We start from the raw sequence: 26,234 nt of genomic DNA on the forward strand, positions 1-26,234 counted from the left end.
CGGTCACGGCGTGTCGCGAACCCGGCGCGCGACGCGCTGCAGCAGCGCGTCGAGCACGGCTATTTCGACGGGCTTCACGAGGTGCTCGTCGAAACCCGCGCGTTCGGTGCGCTCGAGGTCCGCGGCGCTGGCATGTCCCGACAGCGCAACGCAGGTCGCGTCGCGCAGCGCATCGATCGCGCGCAGTTCGTGCAGGAGCGTGAAGCCGTCGACGTCGGGCATCGTGAGGTCGAGGATCATCAGCTGCGGGGCGTAGTCGCGGGCGAGCGCCAGGGCGTCGCGCGCGTTGTAGGCGACGCGGGGCGCGTGCCCTTTCACCTGCAGCAGCACGGCGAGCGTGTCGGCAGAATCGCGATTGTCGTCGACGATGACGATACGGAGCGGCGTAGTGTCCGTTTGCGCGGACTTGACCGGCCCGCGCACCTCGTCGCGTGTCGCGCGCGCCATGCGGTCGATCGGCAACCGCACCGTAAATGTCGCACCGCGACCGGGGCCGTCGCTTTCGGCCGAGATGCGCCCGCCGTGCAGTTCGACGAACGTCCGGCAGATCGCGAGACCCAGCCCGAAGCCTTCGGCCGGCCGCCGGTCCGACCCGCTTTCCTGCTCGAACAGGTCGAAGATGGTTTCGAGCGCGTCGCGCGCGATGCCGACGCCACGATCGGTCACGCGGATCGCGACGACCGGCCCCTCGATCCGGGCGCCGACGTCGATGCGTCCGTCGAGCGGCGAGAACTTCGACGCGTTGTCGAGCAGGTTGTGCAGCACCTGGACGAGCCGCGCATCGTCACCGTGCAGCGGCACGGCATCGGATGGCAGATCGACGTGGATCTGCTGCCCGCGCGCGGCCAGCTTCGGCTGGATGCTTTCGACGCCGCGGCACACGATGTCGCGCACGGTAATGGGGCGGTCGTCCAGCTCGAGCTTGCCGGCGGTGATGCGCCCGACGTCGAGCAGGTCGTCGACGAGTCGCGTCAGTTGCGTGACCTGACGATTCACGGCGTCGCGGCACTGCGCGAGCGAGGGGGCCGGGTTGGCCAGGCTCTGCAGCACGCCGACCGAATGGCGCAAGGGCGCGAGATGGTTGCGCAGCTCGTGCGCGAGCATCGCGATGAACACGCTGAGCCGGTGCGTCGACGCTTCGAGCTCCTCGAGCCGCTTGCGCTCGGTCATGTCGCGCGTGATCTTGATGAAGCCGCAGAGCTGGTGCGAGTGATCGTGCACGGGCGTGATCGTCACGCTTGCCCAGAACTGCGAGCCGTCCTTGCGCACGCGCCAGCCTTCGTCCTCGAAGTGGCCGTTGGCGGCCGCTTCGGCGAGCCCGAGCGAGGGCCGGCCGGCCGCGATCGCGTCGGGCGGATAGAAGCGCGAGAAGTGGTGGCCGACGATCTCCGAGGCGCGATAGCCCTTGATGCGCGCGGCCCCCGCGTTCCAGGTCGCGACGTTGCCGTGCGGATCGAGCATGAACACCGCGTAGTCGGTAATCGACTCGACCACCGTCTGGAACCGGAACTCGGCGAAGCGGTGCAACAGGTCGCACGCCTCGGATTGCCCGAGCGGCGGGGGATGCGAGCGAGGATCGATGTCGTCTTTCATCATCGGAGCGGCTTGTCGAAGACGGGCGAGCGAGCACGCCCGGCCACCGTCGGGCGGGCCGGCGGCGGTACGAACCGGATTGGCACCCCGAAAGCATAAGGGAACTCAACGCGGGTGATCAATGGGCGCGCATCGGTTGTGCCGATCGTCGTGCCGGCCGCGCGAAATCGGTTCCAGCGGTTCCGGGGCGCGATGCGGCATGCCGATTGCGCGCGCTTGCGGTCCGCCAGCCATACCGCGGTTGCCCGGATGCACGCGGCCGCGAAGCCCCGCAAGGAGAGCGATATGAACAGCACGCTGAACCCCGACAACGAACCGTCCGACCCGGACGACGACAATGCCAGTCGCGGCCGCGACGGCCGCGCACTGGGGCCGAGCGACTCCTCCGACAGCGGCAGCGACACGGCCGGCGCGCGGCGTTATCCGTTCGACATCGATTCGCCGCTCGACGATCACGCGCTCGAACGCGGCGATGCATCGCTCGACAGCGATACGGACCGTGCGGGCACCGGTGAGCGCGCGTCGGCGGACGGCGATTCGACGCTCGACGAAGGCATGGACATTATGCCGGACCGCACCGAGCGGCTGAGCGAGCCCGGTCGCACGACGGAATCGGATGACCGGGACGAAGCGGGCGATGACGGCACGCCGTAGCGCCCGCCACGCAAAAACTGCAATCGCATTGCAGATTCTCGCGTCCGGCAGCGGATCGGCGTCGCAATGCGCGTCCGTCTTCCCTCGGCCACGACATCGGCACGCGACTTGCATTCGAGCTGACCGACGCGCGCCGTGACCCGGCATGGGGCCGTGCGCGGCGCAGGCGCGCTCAAGGAGGGACACGATGCAACGACGATATCCCGGACGGCACGGCGAACGCGGTGGCCCGCCCGACTGGCAGGAGCGCAACGAACGCGCATACCGGGGCGCCGGCGAGCGCGGCATCCCGAACGATCCGGCGCGATGGCCCGAAGAGGGCGACGAGGCGGCGTACCGCCGCTTCGTGAGCGAGGACGTCGGTTCGGAAGACTGGGGCAGCGAATGGAGCGAACGCGCGGCGCGGCCGGTCGGCCAGCGGCGCGGCGGGGCCGATGCGGGCTGGCAGGGCGACTTCCAGCGCCAGCCGGCGCGCGAACCCGATCCCGGCTACGGCGAACGCGAACGTCGCGCGCAGGGTCGCGACTGGCGGGAAAGCCAGTACGGGGAAAACCAGTACCGCGGCGTTCCCCCGGAGTTTCGCGGGCATCACCGGATGGGCGGGTACGACAGCGACCGCGCCTATGGTGACCCGTACGGCAATCGGCGCTACGGCGGCGCCCCCGACTTGTCGCGGTTCGGCAGCGACGCCGAACGCGACGCGTTGCGCAATCGTCGCGGGCCGAAAGGCTATACGCGATCGGACGAGCGGATCCGCGAAGATGTGTGCGAGCGGCTCACGCGTGCACTCGACATCGACGTGAGCGACGTCACGGTGCAGGTGCAGGATGGACGCGTCGAACTGGACGGCACGGTGCCGGCGCGATGGATGAAGCACGGTATCGAGGATCTGGCCGACGGCTGCATGTGCGTGCGCGACGTCGAGAATCGCGTGCGGGTTCGTCGTGAGGGCGAGCACGATTCGGGGATGGTGCTGCATCCCGACCAGCGGACCGTGACGCCGACGCAGCCTGCCGCGCTCGATCCCGAGCCGGGCACCGTCGGTCGCGACCGCGAGCGCAAACCGCATCACTGAGCGCGCGTGCACGAAACGGCGCGCCCCGAACCGCCTCCCGCACGCATGACGACGGGAACCGACGATACGCCGCCCGGGCGGTGCTCGTGATCGTCGTCGGCAAGTACGGCGGCGGCTTCACCGCGATCCTCTTCGTCACGTTCGCGATCCATGCGGCATGGACGGCCGTGTTCAAGCGCCTGCGGATGCGCTACCAGCGGCGCGTGAATGCGCTGGAGGCCGAGTCGAACGCGCGTGTGGTCGACCGCCTGCTGAACGTCGATACGGTCAAGTATTTCGCGCGCGAGGACGTCGAGCGCGACCGGCTCGAACGTGTGCTCGACGCATGGCGCGAGGCGGGCATCGACAACCCGTACGCGCCGTCGACGCTGCATATCGGGCAGAGCGCGTGCATCGGCGCGGGGATCGCGGCCGTGATGCTGCTGGACGAACTGTGGCGCGCGCGCCGGGCCGACTGGCCGGCGCTGCTCGTGTGCGACATCGACCTGGGCGACGACGAGGAAGACGGCTATGCGGTGATGTCGCGCATTCGCCAGATCGACGCCGCGCGTGATCGGGAAGGCCGCGCGCCGCTCGAGGGCGTGGCGCTTTCCGGCCACGCGCGCGAGCGCGACCGCACGCGCGCGGTCGAGGCCGGTTTCCATGCTTACCTGACCAAGCCCGCGGCAACGGCCGACCTGATCGCGACGTTGCGCGCACTCGCATTTTCCTCTGGAGAAACCCATGTCCCACCCGCCACCCGAAGCGCTGATCGGCCGCCGCGCCGGAAGCGCGTTTGTCGACCGCCAGACCGCGGTCGCCGCGGTCGAACTGCTCCTGCCGAGCCTGTCGGCCGCGCTGCAGAGCGACTTCGTCGGCGACAGCGGCTGCCTGCACATCGTGATCATGGATCCCGCGCTCGGGCCTCACGACGCGGCGTTCGAGGACGCGATCCTGTATGAGTTCTCGTTGCCCGACCCGAAGGACTGGGACGCCGACTACCGTGCGTATGCGCGCGCGAAGGCGCGGCTGTCGTGGGAAACGGGCCGCGACGGCCACCTCGTGCAGGCGCTGGAGCCATACCGGCTGCGCGCGGGCGATACGAACCTGTGGGGCGGTGTCGCGCTCGGCGGGATCGTGGTCGGCGTGTCGGGCGCGCAGCCGTGGTTCGACGAGGCATTCGCGGGCTGCATCGCGCACTGCCTGCGTGCGCTCGCGAAGCGCCGCGCGCAGGCGACGCCGGACGCGCTGGCGATCTGAGCGCGGCCGGCCGGGGCGGTTTTTACAGCAGCTTATAAAAAAGCCAGCGATCGCGTACCGGCGCGCGAGGCGGCACGGGCGCACGCAAGTCGGCACGGTTCTCGCTGTATCTCCGGCACCGACGCTTGTCGCGACACGCGTCACAGCCAGTCCGGATGCGTCCGGACGTCCCCAGGAGGTGCAGGTGAGCGACGTCAAACACGATCCGGCCCAAGCGCCGCTCGCCGGCCGCGTCGCGCTGGTGACCGGCGGCGGCCGCGGGCTCGGCGAGGCCATTTGCGAAGACCTGGCGCGGCACGGTGCGCACGTGATCGTCGCCGATCTCGACGGCGACCGCGCGGTCGCCGTCGCGCAGCGGCTCGAACGGCACGGCCGGCCGGCGGTCGGCCGGCCGCTCGACGTGCGCGACGAGGCGTCCGTGCTGCAGGTCGTGCACGACGCGCGGGAAGCGCTCGGCGACCTCGACGTGATCGTCAACAACGCGGCGATCGACGTGACCGCGCCGATCGACGACGTGAGCGTCGATGCGTGGCGGCAGGTGCTGATGACGAACCTGCTCGGCCCCTACCTGATGTGCCATGCCGCCGTGCCGATGATGAAGGCGCGCGGCACCGGACATATCGTCAACATCGCGTCGACCGCGTCGAAGCGCGCGTGGCCGAATGCATCCGCCTATCACGCGACGAAGTGGGGGCTGCTCGGGCTGTCGCACGCGCTGCATGCCGAACTGCGGCCGGCCGGCGTGAGCGTGTCGGCGATCGTCGCGGGCGGGATGCGCACGCCGTTCCTGCTCGACCGCTTCCCGGACATCGACGCGGACACGCTGCAGCCGGCCGAGAACGTCGCGGCCGCCGTGCGCTTCGTGCTGATGCAGCCACCCGGCACCGTGGTGCCGGAACTGATGGTGCTGCCGATGAAGGAGACGTCATGGCCTTGACGCGCGAAAGGGGGCTGCCCGGGGCCGTGCTGATCGACAAGGACGGCACGTTGCTCGACGACGTGCCCTACAACGTCGATCCGGCGCGGATGCGCCTCGCACCGGGCGCGGCACGCGCGCTGCGCACGCTCGGCACGACCGGCATGCCGATCGTGGTCGTCTCGAACCAGCCGGGCGTCGCGCTCGGCCGCTTTACCGAAAACGAGCTGGGCGCGGTCCGTCGGCGTCTCGCCGAACTGTTCGAAGCGAATGGCGCGACGCTGGCGGATTTTTTCTACTGCCCGCATCATCCGCGGGGCAGCGTGCCGGCTTATACGGTCGACTGCGTCTGCCGCAAGCCGCGCCCCGGCATGTTGCGTCGCGCGCTGGCCGCGCTGGGCGTCGTCCCCGAATGGAGCTGGATGATCGGCGACATCCTCGACGACGTCGCGGCCGGGCGCGCCGCGCGTTGCCGCACGATCCTCGTCGACTGCGGGCACGAGACCGAATGGCGCACCGGCGCCGCGCGTACGCCGCACCATGTCGTCGATCGCGTCGACCTCGCGGCCGACATCGTCGCGCGCGAAGCCGTGCGGCGGCACGGCACGTGGGTGCGGTGATGAACGCCGCGTGGCGTCGCGCGCGACGCATCCTGTGCGTGCGGCTCGACAGCGTCGGCGACGTGCTGATGACGACGCCCGCGTTGCGCGCGCTGAAGGAAAGCGGCGAGGGTCGCCGGCTCACGCTGCTGACGTCGCGCACGGGCTCCGCGCTGGCGGCGCACCTGCCGATGGTCGACGACGTGTGGACCTACGACGCGCCGTGGGTCAAGCACCCCGACGTGCGCGGCGATCCGGTCGCCGATCTCGACATGATCGATCGGCTGCTGGCCGGCCGTTTCGATGCGGCCGCGGTCTTTACCGTCTACAGCCAGAATCCACTGCCCGCCGCGATGATGTGCTGGCTGGCGGGCATTCCGCTGCGGCTCGCGCATTGCCGCGAGAACCCGTATGAACTGCTGACCGACCGCGTGCCGGAAAGCGAACCGGAGTCGCACGTGCGGCACGAGGTGGCGCGGCAGCTTGCGCTCGTGCGCGCGATCGGCGCCACGACGTCGAACTGGCGGATGGCGTTCGAGCCTGGCGACGCGGCGCGGCGCGCGGTCGATGCGCGGTTGCGGGCCGCGTTGCAGCGCATCGGCGGCCCGCGCCGGCCGGACGCGCCATCCGCGCGCTGGCTCGTCGTTCATCCGGGTGCGAGCGCGGCGTCGCGTCGCTGGCCGGCCGAGCGCTTCGGCGAGGTGGCCGCGTGCGTCGCGCCGCTGTTCGACGGCATCGCGGTGACGGGTAGCGAGAGCGAGCGCGCGCTGGTCGACACGGTGTGCGCCCGCGCGGGCCCGCGCGCGGTGCCGTTGGCGGGCGCGCTGTCGCTCGGCGAACTCGGCGCGCTGATCGAGACGGCCGACCTGCTGCTGTCGAACAATTCCGGCCCGGTGCATCTCGCGGCGGCGCTCGGCACGCCGGTGGTCGATCTCTATGCGCTGACCAATCCGCAGCACACGCCCTGGCGGGTGCCGCATCGGGTGCTGAACGTCGACGTGCCATGCCGCAACTGCTACCACAGCGTGTGCGATCAACCCGGCCATCCGTGCCTGCGCGCGGTGAGCGTCGACGATGCGGTCGCAGCCGTGCACGCGCTGCTGCGCGGCCGCATACGCCATGCGCGGCGGGCGGCCGTGCGGGCCGCCATGCATGGCGACGGACCGGTCGAGGCGAGGACATCGAACGTGATTCCGTTCGCGCCCGCCATCACGAGGAGCTGACGCATGCCCGCACCGATCCATACGCTCGGCATCAACGCCGCCTTTCACGACAGTGCGGCGTGCCTCGTGCGCGACGGCATCGTGATCGCGGCCGCCGAGGACGAACGCTTCACGCACGTGAAGCACGCGAAGCGCCCGGTACCGTTCTCGACCTGGGAGCTGCCCTACCATGCGATCGACTACTGTCTCGCGGAGGCCGGCATCGTGCTCGCGGACGTCGACCATGTCGCGTATTCATACGATCCGTGGTTCGAGCTCGACCGCGACACTGCCGAGCCGTCGCTGACCTTGCCGCTTTCGCCGTCGGCCCATGCGCCGCGCAACGGCGGCGCGTCGCCATGGCATCCGCTGTTCCTGTCGTCGATCGTGAACGCGCCGCGCCAGCTCGCGGGCGGTGCGCCGCACCACCTGCAGCGGCGTTTTCGCGGCGTCACGCACGACGGGCCGTTCCGCTGGCATTTCGTCGAGCACCATCTCGCGCACGAGGCGAGCGCGTTTCTCGCGGCGCCTTTCGAGCGCTGCGCGGTGATGACGATGGACGGGCGCGGCGAGCGTGCGACGACGAGCTACGGCGCGTTCGACGGCCGGTCGTACCGGCGGCTCGGCCAGGTCAACCTGCCGCATTCGCTCGGGTTGCTGTACGAACGCGTGACGCGCTACCTCGGCTTCCTGCATTCGTCCGACGAGTACAAGGTGATGGCGCTCGCGTCATACGGCAAGCCGGTGTTCGCCGACGCGATGCGCAAGCTGGTGCGCTACGACGGCGACGGACGCTACGCGATCCTCGACGGCGATCTCGTCGCGCTGTTCGGCCCGCCGCGCGAACGCGGCGGCCCGATCGAGCCGCATCACTGCGACATCGCGCATGCGTTGCAGCGCGTGCTGGAAGAAACGGCATTGCAGGCGGTCGACTGGCTGGCCGCCGGCACCCGCGAGCGGCAGCTCGCGATGGCGGGCGGCGTCGCGCTGAACTGCGTGATGAACGCGAAGATCCGCGATCGCGGCCCGTTCGACGACGTGTGGGTGCAGCCCGCCGCCGGCGACGCCGGCACCGCGCTCGGCGCGGCGCTGTGGACCGACTTCCGGATGCGCGGCGAGCGCGGCGCATGGCGGATGGACCATGCGTATCTCGGGCCGTCATACGGTGACGACGCGATCGAGGCGTTCCTGACGGACGCCCAGCTGCCGTACCGGCGGCTGGCCGACGTCGCCGCGCAAACGGCCGCGCTGCTCGCGGCGAACCGCGTGATCGGCTGGTTCCAGGGGCGCATGGAGTTCGGCCCGCGCGCGCTCGGCGCACGCTCGATCCTCGCGTCGCCGACCGACCCGGACATGCAGCGCAAGCTCAACCGGATCAAGGACCGCGAGGACTTTCGCCCGGTCGCGCCGGTCGTGCTCGAAAGCAAGGCGCATCACTGGTTCCGCGGCGGGCGGCGCACGCCGCTGCGCGCGCCGTTCATGCTGTTCGTGTACGACGTCGCGCCCGGCGCCGAAGCGACGATTCCGGCCGTGCGCCATATCGACGGCACCGCGCGCGTGCAGACCGTCGACGACACCCAGCATCCGCTGCTGCACGCGCTGCTGACCGAGTTCGACGCGCTCACCGGCGTACCGGTGCTCGTCAACACGTCGTTCAACACCCGCGGCGAACCGATCGTCTGCACGCCGCGCGACGCGCTCGAATGCTTCTGGACGTCGCCGCTCGACGCGCTCGTGATCGGTTCGTTCCTGCTGGAGAAACCGAGATGAACGCGCGCGACACGCAACGACCGCCGGTCGTGTCGGTCGTCGTGCCGACCTACCGGCGGCCCGACCTGCTCGAACGCTGCCTCGAAGCACTGTGCGTGCAGGTGTTCGACCCGACGGCCTACGAGATCATCGTGGTCGACGACGACGCCGCCGGCAGCGCGCGGCCCGTCGTCGAGCGGTGCCGTGCGCGCGTGACCGACGTGCCGGCGATCCGCTACATGACCGCGCCCGCCACGCAGGGGCCGGCCGGTGCGCGCAACGTCGGCTGGCGCAGCGCGTGCGGCGCGTTGATCGCGTTCACCGACGACGACACGATTCCCGATCCGGCGTGGTTGCGCCACGGCACGGCCGCGTTGCTGGCCGAACCGTCCGCGGCGGCGGCCGCGGGCCGCATCGACGTGCCGTTGCGACCGCACCCGACCGACTACGAACGCGACGCGGCCGGCCTCGCACATGCGGAATTCGCGACCGCGAACTGCTTCGTGCGGCGCGTGGCGCTCGAACGTGTCGGCGGCTTCGACGAACGCTTCACGCGCGCATGGCGCGAGGATGCGGACCTGATGTTCGCGTTGCGCGAACACGCGGGGCCGATCGTCGACGCGGATGCGGCGTGCATCGTGCATCCGGTCCGCCCCGCGCGCTGGGGCGCGAGCATCGGCCAGCAGTCGAAGGTCTATTTCGACGCGCTGCTGTACAAGAAGCACCGTGCGACCTACCGCCGCCACATCCGGTCGGCGCCGCCGTGGCACTACTACGCGGCGGTGCTCGCCGGGCTCGGCGCGATCGTGTGCTTCGCGGCCGGGTGGCCCGCGCCGGGCGTGGCATGCGCGACGGTCTGGGCCGTGATTACCGCGGCGTTCTGCGTGAAGCGCTTGCGCGGCACCGAGCTCACGCCGTCGCACGTTGCCGAGATGATCGTCACGTCCATCGCGATTCCGCCCGTGTCGCTGTACTGGCGCATGCGCGGCGCGCTTCATTTCCGGGTCTTGTTCCTATGACAACCGAACCTCCTGATTTCGAGCGCGTGCAACGCCCGACGCGCATCGCGGTGTTCCGTGCGCTGCAGCTCGGCGACATGCTGTGCGCGGTGCCCGCGTTGCGCGCGCTGCGGCGCGGCGAACCCGACGCGCGGATCACGCTGATCGGGTTGCCGTGGGCGCGCGAGTTTGCGTCGCGTTTCTCGGACTACATCGACGGTTTCATCGCGTTTCCCGGCGCGCCGGGGCTCGACGAACAACCCGTGCCCGACGCAGCCGCCCGTGAAGCGTTCATCGCCGAGTGCCGCGCCCGGGATTTCGACCTCGCGATCCAGCTGCACGGCAGCGGCACGTACACCAACGCGATCGTCGCGTCGCTCGGGGCAACGCGCACGGCCGGCTTCATGCCGGCCGACGGTGGCGCGACCCGGCTCGACCACACGCTCGCGTGGCGGGACGACGAGCCGGAAGTCACGCGTTACCTGGCGCTGATGCGCGCGCTCGGCTATGCGGCATGGGGCGACTACCTCGAATTCCCGCTCGGCGGCCTGGATTATGCGTTGTGGCACGTGCTGTGCGACGAGCATGGGCTCGATCCGGGGCGGTACGTGATCGTGCATCCCGGCGCGCGGATGGCGTCGCGGCGCTGGCCGGTCGAGCGCTTCGCGCTCGCCGCACGGCAGCTCGCCGACGACGGCTGGCAGATCGTGTTGACCGGCACGCGCGCGGAACTGGCGCTGGCCGGTGCGTTCGCCGAGCATCTCGCGCGGCCCTGCGTGAACCTGTGCGGCCGCACGCCGCTCGGCGCGCTGGCCGCGCTGATCGGACGTGCACGGCTGCTGCTGTGCAACGACACGGGCGTGTCGCACGTCGCGGCGGCGCTCGGCACGCCGAGCGTGGTCGTCGCGTGCGGCAGCGACACGGCACGCTGGGCGCCGCTCGACGGCGCGCGTCATCACGTCCTCGCGAACTTTCCGGCGTGCCGGCCGTGCATGTTCGACACGTGCCCGTATGGGCACGAATGCGCGATGGCGATCGGCGTCGGCGACGTGATCGAGCGGGCAGGCGAACTGCTTGCGGAGGAGAGGCGTCATGTCACGTAAGCGGCTGCGCGTGCTGACCTGGCACGTGCATGGCAACTACCTGTATTACCTGTCGCAGGCGCCGCACGAGTTCTTCATCGTGACGAAGCCGCACGATCCGCCCGGCTATGCAGGCCGCGTCGGGCATCTGCCATGGGGCGACAACGTGCACGAGGTGCCGGTGGAGTGCGTACGCGACACCGCATTCGACTGCGTGCTGTACCAGCATCAGAGCCATTACGAGCACGACCGCCTGCGGCTGCTGAGCGACGACCAGCGTGCGTTGCCGACCCTGTTCGTCGAGCACGATCCACCGCGCGGGCATCCGACCGATACGCTGCATCCGGTGCAGGATCCGAACGTCCTGCTGGTGCACGTGACGCCGTTCAACGCGCTGATGTGGGACAACGGTGTGACGCCGACGCGTGTGATCGAGCATGGCGTGCTGATGCCCGACAACGTCGCGTACCACGGGACGTTGCCGAAAGGCGTGACGGTCGTGAACAACCTGGCGCGCAGGGGCCGTCGCCTGGGCGCCGACCTGTTCGAGGCCGCGCGTCACAGCGTGCCGCTCGAACTGGTCGGGATGGGCTCGGCCGAGCTGGGCGGGATCGGCGAGGTACCGAACCCGGCACTGCCGCAATTCCTGTCGCACTACCGGTTCTTTTTCAATCCGATCCGCTATACGAGCCTCGGGCTCGCGGTGATCGAGGCGATGATGATCGGGATGCCGATCGTCGCGTTCGCGACGACCGAGATGGCGTTGCTCGTCCGGAGCGGCCGCAACGGCGTGGCCGATACGCGGCCGGCCGTGCTGATCGATGCGATGCGCATGCTGATCCGCGATCCCGATCTCGCACGCGAGTGGGGCGCCGCCGCGCGACGCGACGCATGCGAGCGCTTCGGCATCGAGCGGTTCGTGCGCGACTGGGACGCGGCGTTGCACGACGTCGCGACGTAAGTCGCACGCGTGCCGCGCGGGCTCAGGGCGTCGGTGCGTCGGGTGGGTTCGGCACGTCCGGCACGTTCGACGCGCCGGTTCCGCGAAACGCATCCCGTTCATGTTCGGGCAGGAGCGCGAGCCGGTTGTACAGCGTCTTCAGGCTGATGCCGAGCGCTTTCGCGGTGCGCGGCTTGTCGCCGTTGAAATGCCGCAGCGATGCGACGATGAAGCGCTGCTGCGTGTGCGCGAGCGTCGTGCCGATATGCAGCGTGATCGCGTTGTGACGACATTCGTCGCGCGGTGGCGCACGGCGCGGCAACTGCAACTCGATCTGCTCGTCGGCGAGGATGAACGCGCGCTCGAGCGTATTGCGCAGCTCGCGCACGTTACCGGGCCACGTGTAGGCGCGCAGCGCCTTCATCGCCTGGATGGACAGCCGTTTTCTCGTGCGGTGCCGCGCATTCAGCCGCTCGACGATCTGCAGCGCGATATCGTCGACGTCGTCCTCGCGCTGCCTGAGCGGGGGCACGTGCAGCGCGACCGTCGCGATCCGGTAGAACAGGTCCTCGCGCAGCCGCCCGCTGCGCACGGCCTCGACCGGGTCGTGATGGGTGGCGGCGACGATCCGCACGTCGAGCGGGATCGACTCGTGGCCGCCGACCCGCACGATCGAGTTCGACTCGAGCGTGCGCAGCAGCTTGACCTGCAGCTCCGCCGGCATTTCGGCGATCTCGTCGAGAAACAGCGTGCCGCCGCGCGCGGCCTCGAACATGCCGACATGCTGGGCAACGGCGCCGGTGAAACTGCCTTTCTCGTGACCGAACAGATGCGATTCCGCAATGTCATGCGGGATCGCGCCGCAATTGACGGGAACGAACGGCCCGCGGCGGCGTGGGCTCAGGTCGTGCAGGAGCCGCGCGACGATGTCCTTGCCCGCGCCGCTTTCGCCGACGATCAACACGCCGACGCGCGTCGCGGCCACGCGCGACACCTTCAGCAACAGGGTCTGGATCGCACGCGAGCGGCCGACGAGCCGCGCACCGTCATCGACGGGTTTCGACATGGGGGTGGGATATCGAATGGGAAGATTTGACCGAATGCGCCGAGACCGGATGAAAAAATGACGTGGCATGCGTCACCGTTTTCCTGTATCGAGAATACCTTTTATACCGGCGGTGAGACATTGAATCTGCAATGCGGGCCGCGCGGCCGGATAGATTTATTCGATTGGCGGAGAATGCGCGACACCGTTCTTCTATACTGCTAAGCGTTGCGTCCCGGGCACGAACGCTCGCCCGTCCGATCATGCGCAGCGCGGCGCGTGCCGCCGCGAAACGAGGCGGAGACAGTGCGCTGTGCGTCCGTCGCGGTGCCGGCCATGCAGGGGTCGGGCCGCTTCACGAGGAGCCTCGATGCCCTACGTCCTGATCGTCGAAGACGATGCCGATACGCGCACCATGCTCGCGACCCTCGCACGCACACAGCAGCTTGCCTGCGATACGGCCGCGACGCTCGAGGAAGCGCGCACGCTCGTCACGACGCACCCCCCCGATCTCGTGCTGTGCGATCTCGTGCTGCCGGACGGCAACGGGATGGATCTGTTCGATGCGTTGCCGAAGCGTGCGCATTGTGAAATGGTGCTGACCACCGGCCACGCGAGCCTCGAAACCGCGATCGACGCACTGCGGCGCGGTGCGACCGACTACCTGGTGAAGCCGCTCAACATGCAGCGGCTGAACAGCATCTTCGCGCGCGTGCCGCGCACCACCGCGCTGCATGAAGAGATTGCCGAACTGCGCTCGGAATTGCAGCGGCTCGGCCGCTTCGGCCGCATGCTCGGCAGCTCGCCCGCGATGCAGACCGTCTACGACGCGATCGGCCGCGTGGCGCGCACCGAGGCGTCGGTGCTGCTGACAGGCGAATCGGGCACCGGCAAGGAGCTGGCCGCGCAGACGGTGCACGACCTGAGCCTGCGCCGCCGCGGCCCGTTCCTCGCGGTGAACTGCGGCGCGATCGCCGCGAACCTCGTCGAGAGCGAGATGTTCGGCCACGACCGCGGCAGCTTCACGGGCGCGGAGCGCCAGCACAAGGGCTTCTTCGAACGCGCGGACGGCGGCACGCTGTTTCTCGACGAGATCACCGAGATGCCGCTCGAGTCACAGGTCAAGCTGCTGCGCGTGCTCGAGACGGGGCGCCTCACGCGGCTCGGCTCGACGCGCGAGATCGATGTCGACGTGCGCATCGTCGCGGCGACCAACCGCGACCCGGAGGCCGCGATGGCCGACGGCAAGCTGCGGCCCGACCTGTTCCACCGGATCAACGTGTTCCCGATCCCGCTGCCGTCGCTGCGCGAGCGCGGCGACGATATCCCGATGCTCGCCGATGCATTCCTGCAGCAGTTCAACGCCGAAAGCGGCCGGAACCTGCGCTTCGCGCCGGCCGCGCGCGACGCGCTGAAGACCTATGCGTGGCCCGGCAACGTACGCGAGCTGCGCAACTTCGTGCAGCGCGCGAGCATCTTCAGCGATACGGACCTGATTGATACGCTGCCGCCGCCGATCATGGACGAATTGTCGAGCATGGTCGATTCGCATGACGATCGCGTCACGGTGCCGTTCGGCACGCCGCTCGAGGAAGTCGACCGCAAGCTGATCCTCGGCACCATCGCGCAATGCGGGGGCGTGAAGGCGCAGGCGGCCGAGGTGCTCGACGTCAGCCTGAAGACGATCTACAACCGGCTCGCGCAACTGGATGACGATGCAGGAAAACCGGATTCCTGATGGTGCCGCCGCGCTCATGCTCCGTTGCACGCATCCCGACGCGCATCACGGTCGAGCTGGCGGCGCATGCGGTCCACGTGCGGCGGGATCGCACGGCGCTCCCGCAGGATCCACGCCAGGCCCGCGAACGTGCGCGCGAGCATGCGGTCGCGCCACAGGCGCGGCAGCAGCCGCACGGTCTGCCGCAGCGCGGCGGGGGCCGGCCACCTGAGCCAGGCGGTCCATACCGCGTTGCGGGCGGTGACGCGGGCGCGCGTGAGCGAGTCGCGCTGCGGCGACGGGTCATGGTGGACCGTGAGACTCGGCGCATAGACGAGCCATCCGCCGGCGCGGTACAGGTCGAGCGCGAGCAGCGCTTCCTCGCCGCCGAGAAAGTAGCGCGGATGGTAGCCGCCTGCCTTCACGAACGCGTCGCGCCGGAACGCCGTCGCGCCGGCCAGCAAGCCGAGGATCGGGCGGCCGGGCAGCGTGACGGGCGCATCGAGCGGGCTGTCGGCCATCCGGCGGCAGGTCGGGTCTTCGCGCAGATCGGCGCCGACGAGCACGCGTGCGGTGACGGCCGCGACGTGCGGATACGCGTCGAGCAGGTCCGCGGCTTGCTCCATCGAACCGGGCGCCCACCAGGTGTCGTCGTCGCAGAACGCGACGTGGCGCGTGCGGGCGACGGCCACGCCGAGGTTACGGCCGGCCGCGCCGAGATTGGCGGGCGCATGCACGAGTACGACGTGCGGAAAGCGGTGGCGGATCAGGGCGGCGGTGTCGGCTTCCGACGCATTGTCGACGACGACGATGGCGGGGCGGTCGGGCAGCGACGAGAGCCGGGCCAGCGTGTGCGCGAGCCCGGTCGGTCGTCTGTAGGTCAGCACGATGGCGGTCACGCGCGGTTCGGTCGGGGGCGCAACGTTGCGCGCGGGTGTTACGCGAACGTGACGTCGCATTCGAGCCGCCAGTACGTTTCGGGTTCCTTGAGATCGGCGCGCATATGAGAATCGAACAACGCAATCTGGCTCGCATACGCGGCGACCGCGGCGGTTTTCGCGGCGATGGCTTCCGCGCGGTCGCAGGCCGGGGCGCCGGCCGGATGGGCGACCCAGCCGCGCTCGCGCCAGCCGGTCACGCGCGTGGCCATCAGCCCCGCGATCCGGCGGTACGGTACGTCCTCGTAGAAGCGCCACACGCGCGCCGCGTCGTGCGACGTGCGTGCGCGATCCAGCAGCGACAGCGCGGCCTGCTGCACTTGCAGGTGATCCCGGTGGAACAGGCCGGCCGGCGCGAGGACGCCGAATCCGGCATGTGCGTCGATCTCCTGTGCCAGGCGCGCGGCAATCGCTGCCGATGCGGCGGGCATCCCGTATTGATCGTCGAGAAAGTCGAGCCAGACCGGCCGCGCATCGAGCCGTGCGAGCGCGCGTCGGTCTTCGTCGCGGCGCGCGCGCACGGCTTCGTCGGCGCGATGGAAGCCTGCGCGGCGATCCCACGGCGGCGCCGGCGCATCGCGCGGCGGAATGCCGGCGAACACGGTGACGACGATCGAACCGGGCGCTGCGGCAAGCAGGCGCCCGCAACTGAAGACGGCGTCGTCGAGATGGGGCGAGACAACGAGCCAGCGAGTCGGGGCATGCGTCACAAGATGATCTCCCGGGTGGGTGGCCAGCCGGGCGAGCAGGCATCGTACCCAGCCGTCGTTGCCCCGAGGGCGCACGGCCACTCGAGGCAGGAACGTGTCCGATGATTGAAATGACCCGACCGCGAGCCGGCAATTACGTGATGGCAGCGATGCTGGTCGCGCTCGCGACCGTGTTGCAGTCGCTCGCGATCCGTTTCGGCGGCGTGAACCTGCCGTTCGTGCTGTACTACCCGTTGCTCGCGGGCGCCGCATGGGCGACGTCGTTCCTGTTCGGCATCGTGTCGACCGTGGCCAGCGGCATACTCGTGTGGACGCTGTTCCTCTCGGATTCCGCGGCCTATACGCAGCCGCTGCCCGATCGGCTCGTGCAGCTCGGCACGTTCATGCTGGTCGGCGTGCTGGTGTGTGCGCTCGCGGCGATGCTGCGCCATACGCGGCTCACGAACGATCGTGCGCGCCGGCGCGAGGCGGCCGCGCGGCAGCGGCTCGAAGCCGTGTTGCAGGCACTGCCGCACGGTGTGATCGCGGCCGATGCGAACGGGCGGCTCACCTACCTCAACGCGGCTGCGGCCGCGCTCGTCGGCTGCACGCCGGAAGACGCGACGGGGCGGCCCGCGCGCGACGTGCTGCGGATCGTCGACCATGAGGGCCGCCGCGTGCCGACGACCCCGCTCGAACGCGCGCTCGGCGGCGCCCACGCGACGTCCGACCGGCACTGGCTGCAGGTGACGGAGGGCGGCGATCCGGTACCGGTCGTCGAGGTGGCGTCGCCGCTCGGTGACGTGGACGGCAACATCGACGGGGCGGTGATGATCGTGCGCGACGCCAGTGCGGACCGCGTGCGGGTCGATGCGTCGCGTCTTCAGCAAGCGGTCGTCGACGCATCGCCCGACGCGATCGTCGGCGTCGACGGCGATGGCCGCATCGTCAGCTGGAACCCGGCCGCGCAGCGGATGTTCGGCTACGAGGAAGACGACGCACGCGGCCGTTCGCTCGAGACGTTCGTCGCGATGCGCTGGCTGTGGCGCAGGCCGTTCGCCGAATCGTTCGACGCCATGCGCGATGCGGTCGGGCCGGTCGAACTGCTGTGCGTCCGGCGCGATGGCCGGCGGTTTCGTGCGACCGTGTCGGCGCGCCGGTTGCGCGGCGACGCGGGCGCGACCCTCGCGCTGTCGCTGACGCTGCACGAAACCGGTGCGCGGCGCCGGCGTGATCTGCGCGCGAAGCGGTCGCTGCAGGGCGCGCGCGATGCGCGCGACCAGGCTGATACGTCGAACCGGTTGAAGGACGAGTTGCTGGCCACGGTGTCGCACGAATTGCGCACGCCGCTGAACGTGATCTACGGTTGGATCGAGGTACTGCGCCATTCGGTCGACCACGCGCTGCAGCGTCAGGCGATCGATGCGATCGACCGCAGCGCGCGCTCGCTCACGCGGATGGTCGGCGACATTCTCGATGCATCGTCGCTCGCGACCGGCAAGCTGCGGCTCGACACGGCGCCGGTCGACATCGCGCGGCTGTTCTCCGACTCGGTCGGCACGTTCCAGACGGCTGCATCGTCGGCCGGCGTCATGCTCGAATTCGCTTGCGGGTCCAGCACGTTCATCGTGTCCGGCGACGCGGAACGGTTGCGGCAGATGCTGTCGAACCTCGTGTCGAACGCGCTCAAGTTCACGCCGGGCGGCGGCAGCGTGCATGTCGGGCTGGTGCGCAACGGCACGCACGCGGTGTTGACCGTGGCCGATACGGGGCAGGGGGTCGCGCCCGAGTTCGTGCCGTACGTCTTCGACATGTTCCGTCGGGCGGACGATTCGCCCGCGTCGTCGCGGCGCGGGCTCGGCCTGGGGCTGTCGATCGTGCGGCATATCGCGGAGCTGCACGGCGGCACCGTGACGGCCGAAAGCGCGGGCCGCAATCTCGGCTCGACGTTCACGGTGAGGCTGCCGGCCGACTGGCAGCCGGCCGGCGCGATGGCGTGGGGGTTCGCGCAGGCGGGCGACCGTCACGCGCCGCTCGGGCTCGCCATGCAGCGGATCCTGATCGTCGACGACGATGCGACGACGCGCGCTAGCCTGACCGCCGCGCTGACGACGTTCGGCGCGGCCGTCACGGTCGCGTCGTCGGGCCGCGAAGCGCTCGCGATGGCCGCCGACCTGCAGCCCACCGTCGTGCTGTCCGATCTCGCGATGCCGGACGGAGACGGCTTCTGGCTGCTCGATGCGCTTCGGCACGGCGCCGGCAACGGCAACGGCGAGGGCGACACGCGGAACCTGCGCGTGCTCGCCGTCACCGCGCACGCGGGCCCGGCGGACGAGCGCCGAGCCCTCGAGGCCGGCTTCGACGGCTATCTGTGCAAGCCGGTCGACGTGCGCGAACTGGCGCACAAGATCATGCTCGTGACGAAGCGCGACGACTGACGGACGGTGCGCGCCGGATGCACCGGCGTCGTCACTGCGCCGGTGCCGGCCGGCGCGGCATATCGACCTGCGCGAGCAGGTGCGACGCGATTTGCGTGCTGCGCACGAGATCGCCCGGTTGGTGAAGCGCGGCCTGCCGATGAATGAAGTACCGGACGGTACGCGCGAGCCCGGTGGCGAGCGGCGTGGTCGCGCGCCAGTCGAGGCGCCGCTGCGCGGCGTCGAGGTTCGGCCGCCGCTGGCGCGGATCGTCGGATGGCAGCGGCCGGAACTCGATCGCGACCGTCGCGCCGACGATCCGCACGACTTCGCGCGCGACGTCGAGCATCGCGATTTCGGCGTCGCTGCCGAGATTGACCGGTTCGCTCGCGTCGCCCGGCTCATTCATAAGCCGAATCAGCGCATCGATCATGTCGTCCACGTAACAGAACGAGCGCGTCTGCCTGCCGTCGCCGTAGACGGTCAGCGGCGCGTCGGCGAGCGCCTGCGTGATGAAGTTCGACACGACGCGGCCGTCGGCCGGATGCATGCGCGGGCCGTACGTGTTGAAGATGCGCGCGATCCGCACGTCGACGCCGTACTGGCGGTGATAGTCCATGAACAGCGTTTCCGCGCAGCGCTTGCCTTCGTCGTAGCAGGCGCGCAGGCCGACCGGGTTCACGCGGCCGCAGTATTGCTCGTGCTGCGGATGGACGTCGGGGTCGCCGTACACCTCGCTCGTGGACGCCTGCAGGATGCGCGCCTTCACGCGCTTCGCGAGACCGAGCAGGTTGATCGCGCCATGCACGCTCGTCTTGGTCGTCTGGACGGGGTCGCGCTGGTAGTGGACGGGCGACGCGGGGCACGCAAGGTTGTAGATCTCGTCGACTTCGACATAGAGCGGAAACGTCACGTCGTGCCGCATCAATTCGAAGGTCGGCGCGTCGAGCAGATGCGCGATGTTGTCCTTCGTGCCGGTGTAGAAGTTGTCGACGCACAGCACGTCGTGGCCGTCCGACACGAGGCGTTCGCACAGATGCGAGCCGAGGAAGCCGGCGCCGCCGGCGACGAGCACGCGTTTGCGATCATGGCCCTTCATCATGCGTTCTCCCTGCGATGGGCGAGCGCGCCCGATGTGATCGAGACGGGGGTGCGACGACCGGCACCGGCCGACGCGCCGGCGCTGCGCGGTCGGGCGACGTCGCGATAGATGTCGACGAGCCGGTCGGCCACGCCTTTCCAGGTATAGAACCGATGCGCGCGCAGATAGCCGGCGCGTCCCAGCGCCGCGCACAGATCGGGTTGCGCGCGCAACTGGACGAGCCGCGCGGCCAGCGCGGCGGGATCGCGCGGGGGGACGAGGTAGCCGGTCGTTCCGTCGTCCACCGTCGTGCGGATGCCGCCGACGTGGCTGCCGATCACCGGCGTCGCGCAGGCCATGGCCTCGACCGGCGTGATGCCGAACGGCTCGTACCACGGGGTCGTGACGAACACGTCGGCCGCGCTGTAGTACAGGTGCAGCGTGTCGCGGTCGCGCCGGCCGACGAAGGTCACGCGGTTGGCGATCCCCAGTTCGTGCGCGAGCCCCGCGAGACGGGCGAGTTCCGGGTCGCGTGCCGGATCGGGCGTGGCCTGGCTACCGCCGACGATGTAGAGGTGGGTCGGCCGTTGCGGATCGCGCGGCATGCGGGCCAGCGCGTCGATCACCGTGTCGATGCCTTTGCGCGGCACGAGGCGGCCGAGCTGCAGCACGACGAACGCATCCTGCGGCCAGCCGAGCTGCGCGCGCGCGTCGATGCGCGGCGTCGGCCTGAGTTCCCGCACGTCGAAACCGCACGGCACGATCTCGATGCGCGCGGCGTCGGCGCGATAGTGCGTCATCAGGTCGAGTGCATCCTGCGGGCATTCGGCGATCACGCGGTCCGAGCGGCGCGCGAGCGTGTCCTCGATCGCGAAGCGCGCATCGGGGAAGCCGTCGGCGTCGCCCTGATGGAGCCGGCGCACGCGACCGAGCGCATGGAAGGTCGTGACGAGCGGGATGCCGAGCCGCCGCTTCACGCGCAACGCCGCGTCGCCCGACATGAAGAAGTTCGCGTGCATCACGTCGACCGGGTCGGGCTCGCGTCGCATGCGCGCGACCATGCCCTCCGCAAACGCGGCCATGTACGGCAGCAGCCGCTCCTTGGGGATGTCGGTGGGTGGCCCGGCCGGTACGTGGATCACGCGCATGCGCATGCTGATCGGCACGACTTCCGGCAGGTGCGGGTTGTCGCAGCGCGTATAGACATCGACGTCGAGGCCGCGCTCGGCCAGCTGCTTCGCGACGTTCGCGACGTAGATGTTCTGCCCGCCGGCATCGACGCCGCCGATCACCCCCAGCGGCGATGCGTGCTCACTGATCAACGCGATTCTTTGCATGGTGTTGCTCCCGGTACCGGGGCCGCGTGGATGGGCCACCGTTGCCAGTGATTCGGCAAGCGGCATACCCGGGGCGTTGCCCGTGAAGCCGCCCGTCGCGATACCGAAAAAATTACAACGGGTTGGATGAAAGGGCGTCCGATCGGGAGAACCCGCGGCGGCGCCGCACGGGCACCGAGGCACGCGACTTGCGCTGCCCCGTTCACCCGCCGGCAATCCCGGCTCGACGAAAGGAGGTCACGATGAAGGCATTTCCGCTGCAAGCCCGTTCCTTGAGGTTCCGTCGTCGCAACGCGATGCGCACCGGCATGGCGATCGCGATCGCCGCCACCACGGCGTGCGCGGTGATCGCACCGGTCGCGGTCGCCGCCGGCGACGACAGTGCCGCGTCGACGTCGTCGTCGTCGCATTCGTCGACCGGCGCGAAGATCCGCGACGCCACGATCACGACCAAGGCGAAGGCCGAGCTCGTCGGGACGAACGGACTGTCGTCCGGCGACATCCACGTGAAGACGCGGCGCGGCATCGTGACGCTCACCGGCAGCGTGCCCGACGAGCAGCAGCGCACGCAGGCCGTCAGCGTCGTGAAGCAGGTCGACGGCGTACAGGACGTGCGCGATCAGTTGACGATCCGGGCCAAGTGACCGCGGCCGCGCCGCACAAGGAGTCCAGTCATGCAATGCATGCTCAAACCGGTCGGCGAGCAGACGATCGTGATCACCGGCGCGACGAGCGGCATCGGCCTCGTCACCGCGCGCAAGGCCGCGCGCCGCGGCGCGAAGCTGGTGCTGTTCGCGCGGAATGAAGCCGCGCTCAACACGTTGTGCGAGGAGCTTCGCCAGCATGGCGATCTCGCGGTGGCGGTCGCGGGCGACGTGGGCAATCTCGAGGATCTGCAACGCGCGGCCGCCAAGGCGGTCGAGACCTACGGCGGTTTCGACACGTGGGTCAACAACGCAGGCGTATCGATCTTCGGTCCGGCTTCGGCCGTGCCGCTCGACGACCAGCGCAAGCTGTTCGACACCAACTACTGGGGCGTCGTGCACGGGTCGCTCGTCGCGGCCGACCACTTCCGGCGCAAGAACGAATTTCACGGCGGCGCGATCATCAACATGGGCAGCGAGGCGTCCGACGCGCCGGTGCCGTTGCAGAGCGCGTATGCGGCGTCCAAGCATGCGGTGAAGGGCTTCACCGATTCGCTGCGGCTCGAGATGGAGGGTGACCACCTGCCGGTATCCGTGACGTTGATCAAGCCGGCCGCGATCGACACGATGCTCGTGATGCACGCGAAAAACTACATGAACGTCGAGGCGAAGCTGCCGCCGCCGATCTACGACCCGGAACTGGTGGCCGACGCGATCCTGTTCGCGGCCGCGCATCCGCGCCGCACGCTGTTCGTGGGCGGCGCGGCGAAGTTCACGTCGGCGAGCGCGTATCACGCGCCGCGCCTGTTCGATCGCGTCGCGGCCCGGCTCTTCTGGCGCAGCCAGCGCACGGATCGCCCCGCCCGCCCGCGCGACGACAACGCGCTGTACGAGCCGCGCCATGCGTTGCACGAGCGCGAAGGCATGGACGGGCCCGTGCTGCGCGGTTGCGCCTACAACACGGTGGTTCAGCGGCCGAAGGTGGCGGGGGCGGTCGCCCTCGGCGCGGTGGCGCTGGTGGTCGCCGCGCTGGCGCGTGCGCGCCGTGCGTCGACGTGATTTCGTTCATCCCCAAGGAGATTTTCATGACATCCCGACAACATACGGGCCACGAGTACAGCCACTCACGCGCGCACGAAGGCGAGCGCGTGCAGCAGGACCATGACAAGGGCGGCCATCAGGGCGGCCACGGCAAGGCGCCGAGCCCGATCGACGTGCAGAAGGCGTTGAAGGGCATGGACTATCCGGCCAGCAAGGCGGCGGTCGTCGAGTGCGCGGAACGCTCGCATGCGGACCCCGGCGTGATCGACATGCTCCGCCGCATTCCCGATCGCGAATACGGCACGCCGGCCTCGGTGTCGAAGGAACTCGGGCGGTTGATGTGAGCGCCGCCCCGTCGCGCCGCGTGCGGTGGCACGCGGCGCCACCACCGTCACGAGGAGCACGACCATGGCGATGATCGTCGCAGGCCGCTTCACGACGTTCGACGAAGCGGAAGGTGGGGCGCGTTACCTTTACGAGCGCGCGTTCGGCTCGGACGACGTATCGATCTTCTTCCTGAATCCCGCCGGACAGCATGCGCGCTTTCCAATCGGCGGCGACGTCTATGCCGATACGGCCGCGAAGCCGGGCGGGCGCGGCGCGATGATCGGCGCGATCCGCGGGGTGGTGATCGGCATCGTCGTGGGGCTCCTCGTCTACGCGATCGGCGTGCGCTACTGGTTCGTTCCGGCTGCCGCCGCGCTGGCCGGCGCGTATCTCGGCGCATTCGGCGGCGCGCTGGGCCGGATGCGCGGCGAGCAGGCCGAGGGCAAGGGCACGCTCGCGCAGAGCGAATCCGGCGTGATCCTCGCGGTGCGCGTGGCGCCCGACACCGTGAATACCGCGGAAGACGTGCTGCGCGCGACCGGTGCGTCGTCGATCGAGCGTGTCGAGGGCGACTGGCAGGACGGCGAGTGGCGTGACTTCGATCCGGTGCGCCGGCCCGGCCAGCCCGCATCGGGCGGCCATCCACGCTGAATTTTTCATGCCCGTTCGCCGCGTGGCACGCGCAATGAGGTCGCTGCCGTGGGCGGCACGCCGCTTGCGAGCGTTTGACGACACCGTTCAGGGAGGAACGACCCCATGACTACCGCACAGACCCCGCCGCCCCAGCATCAGGACCACCAGCCGGGCACCGAGCGCGACATGCATCCGCAGCCGCGCGACGAGGCGGCCGACTACGTCGGCAGCGGCAAGCTCGCCGGCAAGGTCGCGCTCGTGACGGGCGGTGACAGCGGGATCGGCCGCGCCGTCGCGATCGGCTTCGCGAAGGAAGGGGCGGACGTCGCGATCGTCTACCTGAAGGAGGCCGCCGACGCCGCGCATACGAAGCAGCTGATCGAGCAGGCCGGCCGGCGTTGCGAGGTGATCATGTGCGACGTCGGCGACCGACGGCAGGCGCACGACGCGGTGGCGCGCACGGTCGAGCGGCTCGGGCGGCTCGACGTGCTCGTGAACAACGCGGGCGAACAGCATCCGCGCCCGGGCATCGAGGACGTGACCGAGGAACAGCTCGAACGCACGTTCCGCACGAACGTGTACGGGATGGTCTTCTGCACGCAGGCCGCGCTGCCGCACATGAAGCCCGGCGGACGCATCGTCAACACCGCGTCGGTGACCGCGTATCACGGCAATCCGACGCTGCCCGACTACTCGGCGACCAAGGGCGCGATCGTCGCGTTCACGCGGTCGCTGTCGGCGGAGCTGGCCGAACGCGACATCCGCGTCAACGCGGTCGCGCCCGGACCGATCTGGACGCCGCTGATTCCGTCGACGTTCACGGCCGGGCAGGTCGCGAAGTTCGGCGAGAACGTGCCGCTCAAGCGGCCGGGGCAGCCGGACGAACTGATCGGCTGCTACGTGCTGCTCGCGTCGGAAGGCGCGAGCTACATGACCGGGCAGACGCTGCACCCGAACGGCGGCTCTATCGTCGGCGGCTGACGGCCGTCTGTTGCCCCATGCAAGGAGGAAGCACATGAAACGACCCAACCGGACGATCGTGGCATTCTCCGCGGCCGTGCTCGCTGCCGCGGGCCTCGCCCGCGCGCAGATGCCGAGCGAGCCGCCCGCATCGAATTCACATGTGCCCGGCGGCGTGATCAACCCGTCGTCGGGTGCGGGCGACGCGATGATCGCGAAAGCGCCGCAAGGCGGTGACGCGGAATTCGTCGACAAGGCCGCCATCGCCGGCAAGGCCGAGGTGCAGGCGAGCCAGCTCGCGCTGCGGCAGGCGCAGTCGCCGGACGTGCGCGCATTCGCGCAGCGCATGGTGGCCGATCACGGCAAGGCGAATGCGCAATTGAACGAGATCGCCGCGCGCCAGGGCAGGAAGCCGCAAGTCGAACAGATCCAGGATCCTGACGTCGAGGCGCTGCGCGGCAAGCACGGTCGCGACTTCGACGTCGCGTACGTCGCGGTGGCCGGCCCGGATGCGCACCGCAAGGCCGTCGCGCTGTTCGAAGGCGAGGCGCGCGACGGGCGGGATCCGCAATTGCGCGAGTTCGCGAGCACCACGCTGCCGACGCTGCGGCATCACCTCAGCATGGCGCAGGCGCTCGAACGCAAGGTGGGCGCGCACTGACGCGCGCCCGTTCAACCCCGGGCCGCGCGTGCGGCCCGTCTTTTTGGAGAGGCAGTCATGGCCCATCGGCAACCGAAGCACGAAGGCATCCGCGAATTGCTCTGCCAGGCATACGAAACCGAGCTTGGCGGCGCGAAGATCTACGAAGCCGCGCTGCAATGCGCGACCGACGAGGATCTGCACAAGGAATGGGAGAAGTACCACCGCGAGACGCTGCATCACCAGGAGGTGCTGCGCAAGGTGTTCGAGACGTTCGGCATGGACGCCGACGCGCAGACGCCCGGCCGCAGCGCGGTGGCGGCCATCGGCAAGGCGCTCGTGCATACGATCGAGCAGGCGCAGAAGCAGGCCGAGCCGGCCGTCGCGCAAATCATCGCGGCCGAGTGCGTGGTGCTCGCCGAGACGAAGGATCACCTGAACTGGGAGCTGATCGGCTATGCGGCCGATCAACTGTCGGGTGATGCCGCGAAGACGCTGAAGGACGCGCACGACGAGGTCGAGGCCGACGAGGATCATCACCTGTATCACACGCGGGGCTGGGCGCGCGAGATGTGGATCGGGTCGATGGGCTTCAAGGCGGTGCTCCCGCCGCCGGAAGAAGTGAAGAAGGTCGAATCGGCGGCCGACGCGGCGCGCGCCGAACGTTCGCGCGGCAAGATGATGTGAGCGCGGCGGGCCGGGCATGGCCGCGACGCGG

25 protein-coding genes and 2 pseudogenes are annotated in these 26,234 nt (G+C 69.9%); 21 read left to right on the forward strand and 6 right to left on the reverse strand.

What is annotated here, in order from left to right; genetic code table 11:
* Window positions 1–3 precede the first annotated feature (3 nt).
* Window positions 4–1,596, reverse strand: coding sequence for a PAS domain-containing hybrid sensor histidine kinase/response regulator (locus tag CFB50_RS35655; protein ID WP_089449117.1), 1,593 nt, complete (start codon window positions 1,594–1,596; stop codon window positions 4–6).
* Between the two features lie 282 nt (window positions 1,597–1,878).
* On the opposite strand from CFB50_RS35655, the gene CFB50_RS35660 reads away from it, so the two are divergent.
* The 12 genes and pseudogenes from CFB50_RS35660 (at window position 1,879) to CFB50_RS35710 (ending at window position 12,068) form a co-directional block, all read left to right on the forward strand.
* A complete protein-coding gene (locus CFB50_RS35660) occupies window positions 1,879–2,247 on the forward strand; it encodes a chemotaxis protein (RefSeq protein ID WP_089449118.1) in 369 nt (122 codons plus the stop codon).
* Window positions 2,248–2,434: 187 nt separating this feature from the next.
* Window positions 2,435–3,322 carry a BON domain-containing protein gene (locus CFB50_RS35665; protein WP_089449119.1) on the forward strand — a complete coding sequence of 296 codons (888 nt, stop codon included), beginning with the start codon at window positions 2,435–2,437 and terminating at the stop codon, window positions 3,320–3,322.
* A 77-nt stretch (window positions 3,323–3,399) separates the two neighbouring features.
* Window positions 3,400–3,747 (forward strand): annotated as a pseudogene (locus CFB50_RS40585) (ABC transporter transmembrane domain-containing protein); the annotation flags it as partial.
* Window positions 3,748–3,795: 48 nt separating this feature from the next.
* A pseudogene (locus tag CFB50_RS40590) lies at window positions 3,796–4,263 on the forward strand (hypothetical protein); the annotation flags it as partial.
* Window positions 4,193–4,561 carry a hypothetical protein gene (locus tag CFB50_RS35675; protein ID WP_256979433.1) on the forward strand — a complete coding sequence of 123 codons (369 nt, stop codon included), beginning with the start codon at window positions 4,193–4,195 and terminating at the stop codon, window positions 4,559–4,561. The pseudogene CFB50_RS40590 and the gene CFB50_RS35675, both read left to right, overlap by 71 nt.
* A 184-nt stretch (window positions 4,562–4,745) precedes the next feature.
* Window positions 4,746–5,498, forward strand: coding sequence for an SDR family oxidoreductase (locus CFB50_RS35680; RefSeq protein ID WP_089449121.1), 753 nt, complete (start codon window positions 4,746–4,748; stop codon window positions 5,496–5,498).
* The gene (locus CFB50_RS35685; RefSeq protein WP_089449122.1) at window positions 5,489–6,097 is read left to right on the forward strand and encodes a D-glycero-alpha-D-manno-heptose-1,7-bisphosphate 7-phosphatase; all 609 of its coding nucleotides are present in this window, start codon (window positions 5,489–5,491) and stop codon (window positions 6,095–6,097) included. The genes CFB50_RS35680 and CFB50_RS35685 overlap by 10 nt, the downstream gene beginning before the upstream one ends.
* The gene (locus CFB50_RS35690; protein WP_089449543.1) at window positions 6,097–7,299 is read left to right on the forward strand and encodes a glycosyltransferase family 9 protein; all 1,203 of its coding nucleotides are present in this window, start codon (window positions 6,097–6,099) and stop codon (window positions 7,297–7,299) included. The genes CFB50_RS35685 and CFB50_RS35690 overlap by 1 nt, the downstream gene beginning before the upstream one ends.
* Window positions 7,300–7,302: 3 nt before the next feature.
* Entirely contained in the window at window positions 7,303–9,048 is a 1,746-nt protein-coding gene (locus CFB50_RS35695; RefSeq protein ID WP_089449123.1) for a carbamoyltransferase family protein, read from the forward strand.
* The gene (locus CFB50_RS35700) at window positions 9,045–10,046 is read left to right on the forward strand and encodes a glycosyltransferase family 2 protein (RefSeq protein ID WP_089449124.1); all 1,002 of its coding nucleotides are present in this window, start codon (window positions 9,045–9,047) and stop codon (window positions 10,044–10,046) included. The genes CFB50_RS35695 and CFB50_RS35700 overlap by 4 nt, the downstream gene beginning before the upstream one ends.
* On the forward strand, window positions 10,043–11,128 hold the full coding sequence (locus CFB50_RS35705) for a glycosyltransferase family 9 protein (protein ID WP_089449125.1): 1,086 nt from the start codon (window positions 10,043–10,045) through the stop codon (window positions 11,126–11,128). Before CFB50_RS35700 ends, CFB50_RS35705 begins: the two co-directional genes overlap by 4 nt.
* Window positions 11,118–12,068: a glycosyltransferase gene (locus CFB50_RS35710; RefSeq protein WP_089449126.1), complete on the forward strand. Its 951-nt coding sequence runs from the start codon at window positions 11,118–11,120 to the stop codon at window positions 12,066–12,068. Before CFB50_RS35705 ends, CFB50_RS35710 begins: the two co-directional genes overlap by 11 nt.
* A gap of 22 nt (window positions 12,069–12,090) precedes the next feature.
* Here the strand turns inward: CFB50_RS35710 and CFB50_RS35715 are convergent, their stop codons facing one another.
* On the reverse strand, window positions 12,091–13,113 hold the full coding sequence (locus tag CFB50_RS35715; protein WP_089449127.1) for a sigma-54 interaction domain-containing protein: 1,023 nt from the start codon (window positions 13,111–13,113) through the stop codon (window positions 12,091–12,093).
* A gap of 349 nt (window positions 13,114–13,462) precedes the next feature.
* Here CFB50_RS35715 and CFB50_RS35720 point away from each other — a divergent pair, with 349 nt between their 5' ends.
* Window positions 13,463–14,830, forward strand: a complete 1,368-nt coding sequence (locus tag CFB50_RS35720) for a sigma-54-dependent transcriptional regulator (protein ID WP_089449128.1) — start codon at window positions 13,463–13,465, stop codon at window positions 14,828–14,830.
* A gap of 14 nt (window positions 14,831–14,844) precedes the next feature.
* On the opposite strand, the gene CFB50_RS35725 is transcribed toward CFB50_RS35720, so the two are convergent.
* Together CFB50_RS35725 and CFB50_RS35730 are read right to left on the reverse strand one after the other, a co-directional pair.
* On the reverse strand, window positions 14,845–15,768 hold the full coding sequence (locus tag CFB50_RS35725; protein WP_089449129.1) for a glycosyltransferase family 2 protein: 924 nt from the start codon (window positions 15,766–15,768) through the stop codon (window positions 14,845–14,847).
* Complete coding sequence (locus CFB50_RS35730) at window positions 15,747–16,457, reverse strand: PIG-L family deacetylase (RefSeq protein ID WP_089449130.1); 711 nt, start codon at window positions 16,455–16,457, stop codon at window positions 15,747–15,749. Before CFB50_RS35730 ends, CFB50_RS35725 begins: the two co-directional genes overlap by 22 nt.
* 101 nt (window positions 16,458–16,558) lie before the next feature.
* Between CFB50_RS35730 and CFB50_RS35735 the strand changes: the two genes are divergently transcribed.
* Window positions 16,559–18,874: a PAS domain-containing protein gene (locus CFB50_RS35735; protein ID WP_089449131.1), complete on the forward strand. Its 2,316-nt coding sequence runs from the start codon at window positions 16,559–16,561 to the stop codon at window positions 18,872–18,874.
* A gap of 31 nt (window positions 18,875–18,905) precedes the next feature.
* Here the strand turns inward: CFB50_RS35735 and CFB50_RS35740 are convergent, their stop codons facing one another.
* The gene (locus CFB50_RS35740; protein WP_089449544.1) at window positions 18,906–19,952 is read right to left on the reverse strand and encodes a UDP-glucuronic acid decarboxylase family protein; all 1,047 of its coding nucleotides are present in this window, start codon (window positions 19,950–19,952) and stop codon (window positions 18,906–18,908) included.
* Entirely contained in the window at window positions 19,952–21,271 is a 1,320-nt protein-coding gene (locus tag CFB50_RS35745) for a glycosyltransferase family 4 protein (protein WP_089449132.1), read from the reverse strand. Before CFB50_RS35745 ends, CFB50_RS35740 begins: the two co-directional genes overlap by 1 nt.
* Window positions 21,272–21,513: 242 nt before the next feature.
* Here CFB50_RS35745 and CFB50_RS35750 point away from each other — a divergent pair, with 242 nt between their 5' ends.
* The 7 genes from CFB50_RS35750 (at window position 21,514) to CFB50_RS35780 (ending at window position 26,203) form a co-directional block, all read left to right on the forward strand.
* Window positions 21,514–21,915 (forward strand): BON domain-containing protein, encoded by a 402-nt coding sequence (locus CFB50_RS35750; RefSeq protein WP_089449133.1) that lies wholly within the window; start codon window positions 21,514–21,516, stop codon window positions 21,913–21,915.
* Window positions 21,916–21,945: 30 nt separating this feature from the next.
* A complete protein-coding gene (locus CFB50_RS35755) occupies window positions 21,946–22,974 on the forward strand; it encodes an SDR family oxidoreductase (protein ID WP_089449134.1) in 1,029 nt (342 codons plus the stop codon).
* 26 nt (window positions 22,975–23,000) lie between these two features.
* Window positions 23,001–23,300 (forward strand): DUF2795 domain-containing protein, encoded by a 300-nt coding sequence (locus CFB50_RS35760; RefSeq protein ID WP_069250315.1) that lies wholly within the window; start codon window positions 23,001–23,003, stop codon window positions 23,298–23,300.
* A gap of 64 nt (window positions 23,301–23,364) precedes the next feature.
* Window positions 23,365–23,934 (forward strand): hypothetical protein, encoded by a 570-nt coding sequence (locus CFB50_RS35765; RefSeq protein WP_069249998.1) that lies wholly within the window; start codon window positions 23,365–23,367, stop codon window positions 23,932–23,934.
* Window positions 23,935–24,039: 105 nt separating this feature from the next.
* Entirely contained in the window at window positions 24,040–24,897 is an 858-nt protein-coding gene (locus CFB50_RS35770; RefSeq protein WP_089449135.1) for an SDR family oxidoreductase, read from the forward strand.
* 34 nt (window positions 24,898–24,931) lie between these two features.
* Window positions 24,932–25,537, forward strand: a complete 606-nt coding sequence (locus CFB50_RS35775; protein ID WP_089449136.1) for a DUF4142 domain-containing protein — start codon at window positions 24,932–24,934, stop codon at window positions 25,535–25,537.
* 57 nt (window positions 25,538–25,594) lie between these two features.
* On the forward strand, window positions 25,595–26,203 hold the full coding sequence (locus CFB50_RS35780) for a DUF892 family protein (protein ID WP_069250001.1): 609 nt from the start codon (window positions 25,595–25,597) through the stop codon (window positions 26,201–26,203).
* Window positions 26,204–26,234: the final 31 nt, after the last annotated feature.

The organism is Burkholderia sp. AU33423 (genome assembly GCF_002223135.1).
GTDB classification, from domain to species: domain Bacteria; phylum Pseudomonadota; class Gammaproteobacteria; order Burkholderiales; family Burkholderiaceae; genus Burkholderia; species Burkholderia lata_D.

What these genes read in the sequence shown, in the direction of transcription:
- CFB50_RS35705 (WP_089449125.1), top strand. Translation starts at nt 10,043, where the DNA reads ATGACAACCGAACCTCCTGATTTCGAGCGCGTGCAACGCCCGACGCGC.
- CFB50_RS35685 (WP_089449122.1), top strand. Translation starts at nt 5,489, where the DNA reads ATGGCCTTGACGCGCGAAAGGGGGCTGCCCGGGGCCGTGCTGATCGAC.
- CFB50_RS35740 (WP_089449544.1), bottom strand. Translation starts at nt 19,952, where the DNA reads ATGAAGGGCCATGATCGCAAACGCGTGCTCGTCGCCGGCGGCGCCGGC.
- CFB50_RS35780 (WP_069250001.1), top strand. Translation starts at nt 25,595, where the DNA reads ATGGCCCATCGGCAACCGAAGCACGAAGGCATCCGCGAATTGCTCTGC.
- CFB50_RS35690 (WP_089449543.1), top strand. Translation starts at nt 6,097, where the DNA reads ATGAACGCCGCGTGGCGTCGCGCGCGACGCATCCTGTGCGTGCGGCTC.
- CFB50_RS35750 (WP_089449133.1), top strand. Translation starts at nt 21,514, where the DNA reads ATGAAGGCATTTCCGCTGCAAGCCCGTTCCTTGAGGTTCCGTCGTCGC.
- CFB50_RS35775 (WP_089449136.1), top strand. Translation starts at nt 24,932, where the DNA reads ATGAAACGACCCAACCGGACGATCGTGGCATTCTCCGCGGCCGTGCTC.
- CFB50_RS35760 (WP_069250315.1), top strand. Translation starts at nt 23,001, where the DNA reads ATGACATCCCGACAACATACGGGCCACGAGTACAGCCACTCACGCGCG.
- CFB50_RS35655 (WP_089449117.1), bottom strand. Translation starts at nt 1,596, where the DNA reads ATGATGAAAGACGACATCGATCCTCGCTCGCATCCCCCGCCGCTCGGG.
- CFB50_RS35765 (WP_069249998.1), top strand. Translation starts at nt 23,365, where the DNA reads ATGGCGATGATCGTCGCAGGCCGCTTCACGACGTTCGACGAAGCGGAA.
- CFB50_RS35700 (WP_089449124.1), top strand. Translation starts at nt 9,045, where the DNA reads ATGAACGCGCGCGACACGCAACGACCGCCGGTCGTGTCGGTCGTCGTG.
- CFB50_RS35710 (WP_089449126.1), top strand. Translation starts at nt 11,118, where the DNA reads ATGTCACGTAAGCGGCTGCGCGTGCTGACCTGGCACGTGCATGGCAAC.
- CFB50_RS35715 (WP_089449127.1), bottom strand. Translation starts at nt 13,113, where the DNA reads ATGTCGAAACCCGTCGATGACGGTGCGCGGCTCGTCGGCCGCTCGCGT.
- CFB50_RS35665 (WP_089449119.1), top strand. Translation starts at nt 2,435, where the DNA reads ATGCAACGACGATATCCCGGACGGCACGGCGAACGCGGTGGCCCGCCC.
- CFB50_RS35720 (WP_089449128.1), top strand. Translation starts at nt 13,463, where the DNA reads ATGCCCTACGTCCTGATCGTCGAAGACGATGCCGATACGCGCACCATG.
- CFB50_RS35695 (WP_089449123.1), top strand. Translation starts at nt 7,303, where the DNA reads ATGCCCGCACCGATCCATACGCTCGGCATCAACGCCGCCTTTCACGAC.
- CFB50_RS35735 (WP_089449131.1), top strand. Translation starts at nt 16,559, where the DNA reads ATGATTGAAATGACCCGACCGCGAGCCGGCAATTACGTGATGGCAGCG.
- CFB50_RS35660 (WP_089449118.1), top strand. Translation starts at nt 1,879, where the DNA reads ATGAACAGCACGCTGAACCCCGACAACGAACCGTCCGACCCGGACGAC.
- CFB50_RS35755 (WP_089449134.1), top strand. Translation starts at nt 21,946, where the DNA reads ATGCAATGCATGCTCAAACCGGTCGGCGAGCAGACGATCGTGATCACC.
- CFB50_RS35725 (WP_089449129.1), bottom strand. Translation starts at nt 15,768, where the DNA reads ATGCGACGTCACGTTCGCGTAACACCCGCGCGCAACGTTGCGCCCCCG.
- CFB50_RS35745 (WP_089449132.1), bottom strand. Translation starts at nt 21,271, where the DNA reads ATGCAAAGAATCGCGTTGATCAGTGAGCACGCATCGCCGCTGGGGGTG.
- CFB50_RS35770 (WP_089449135.1), top strand. Translation starts at nt 24,040, where the DNA reads ATGACTACCGCACAGACCCCGCCGCCCCAGCATCAGGACCACCAGCCG.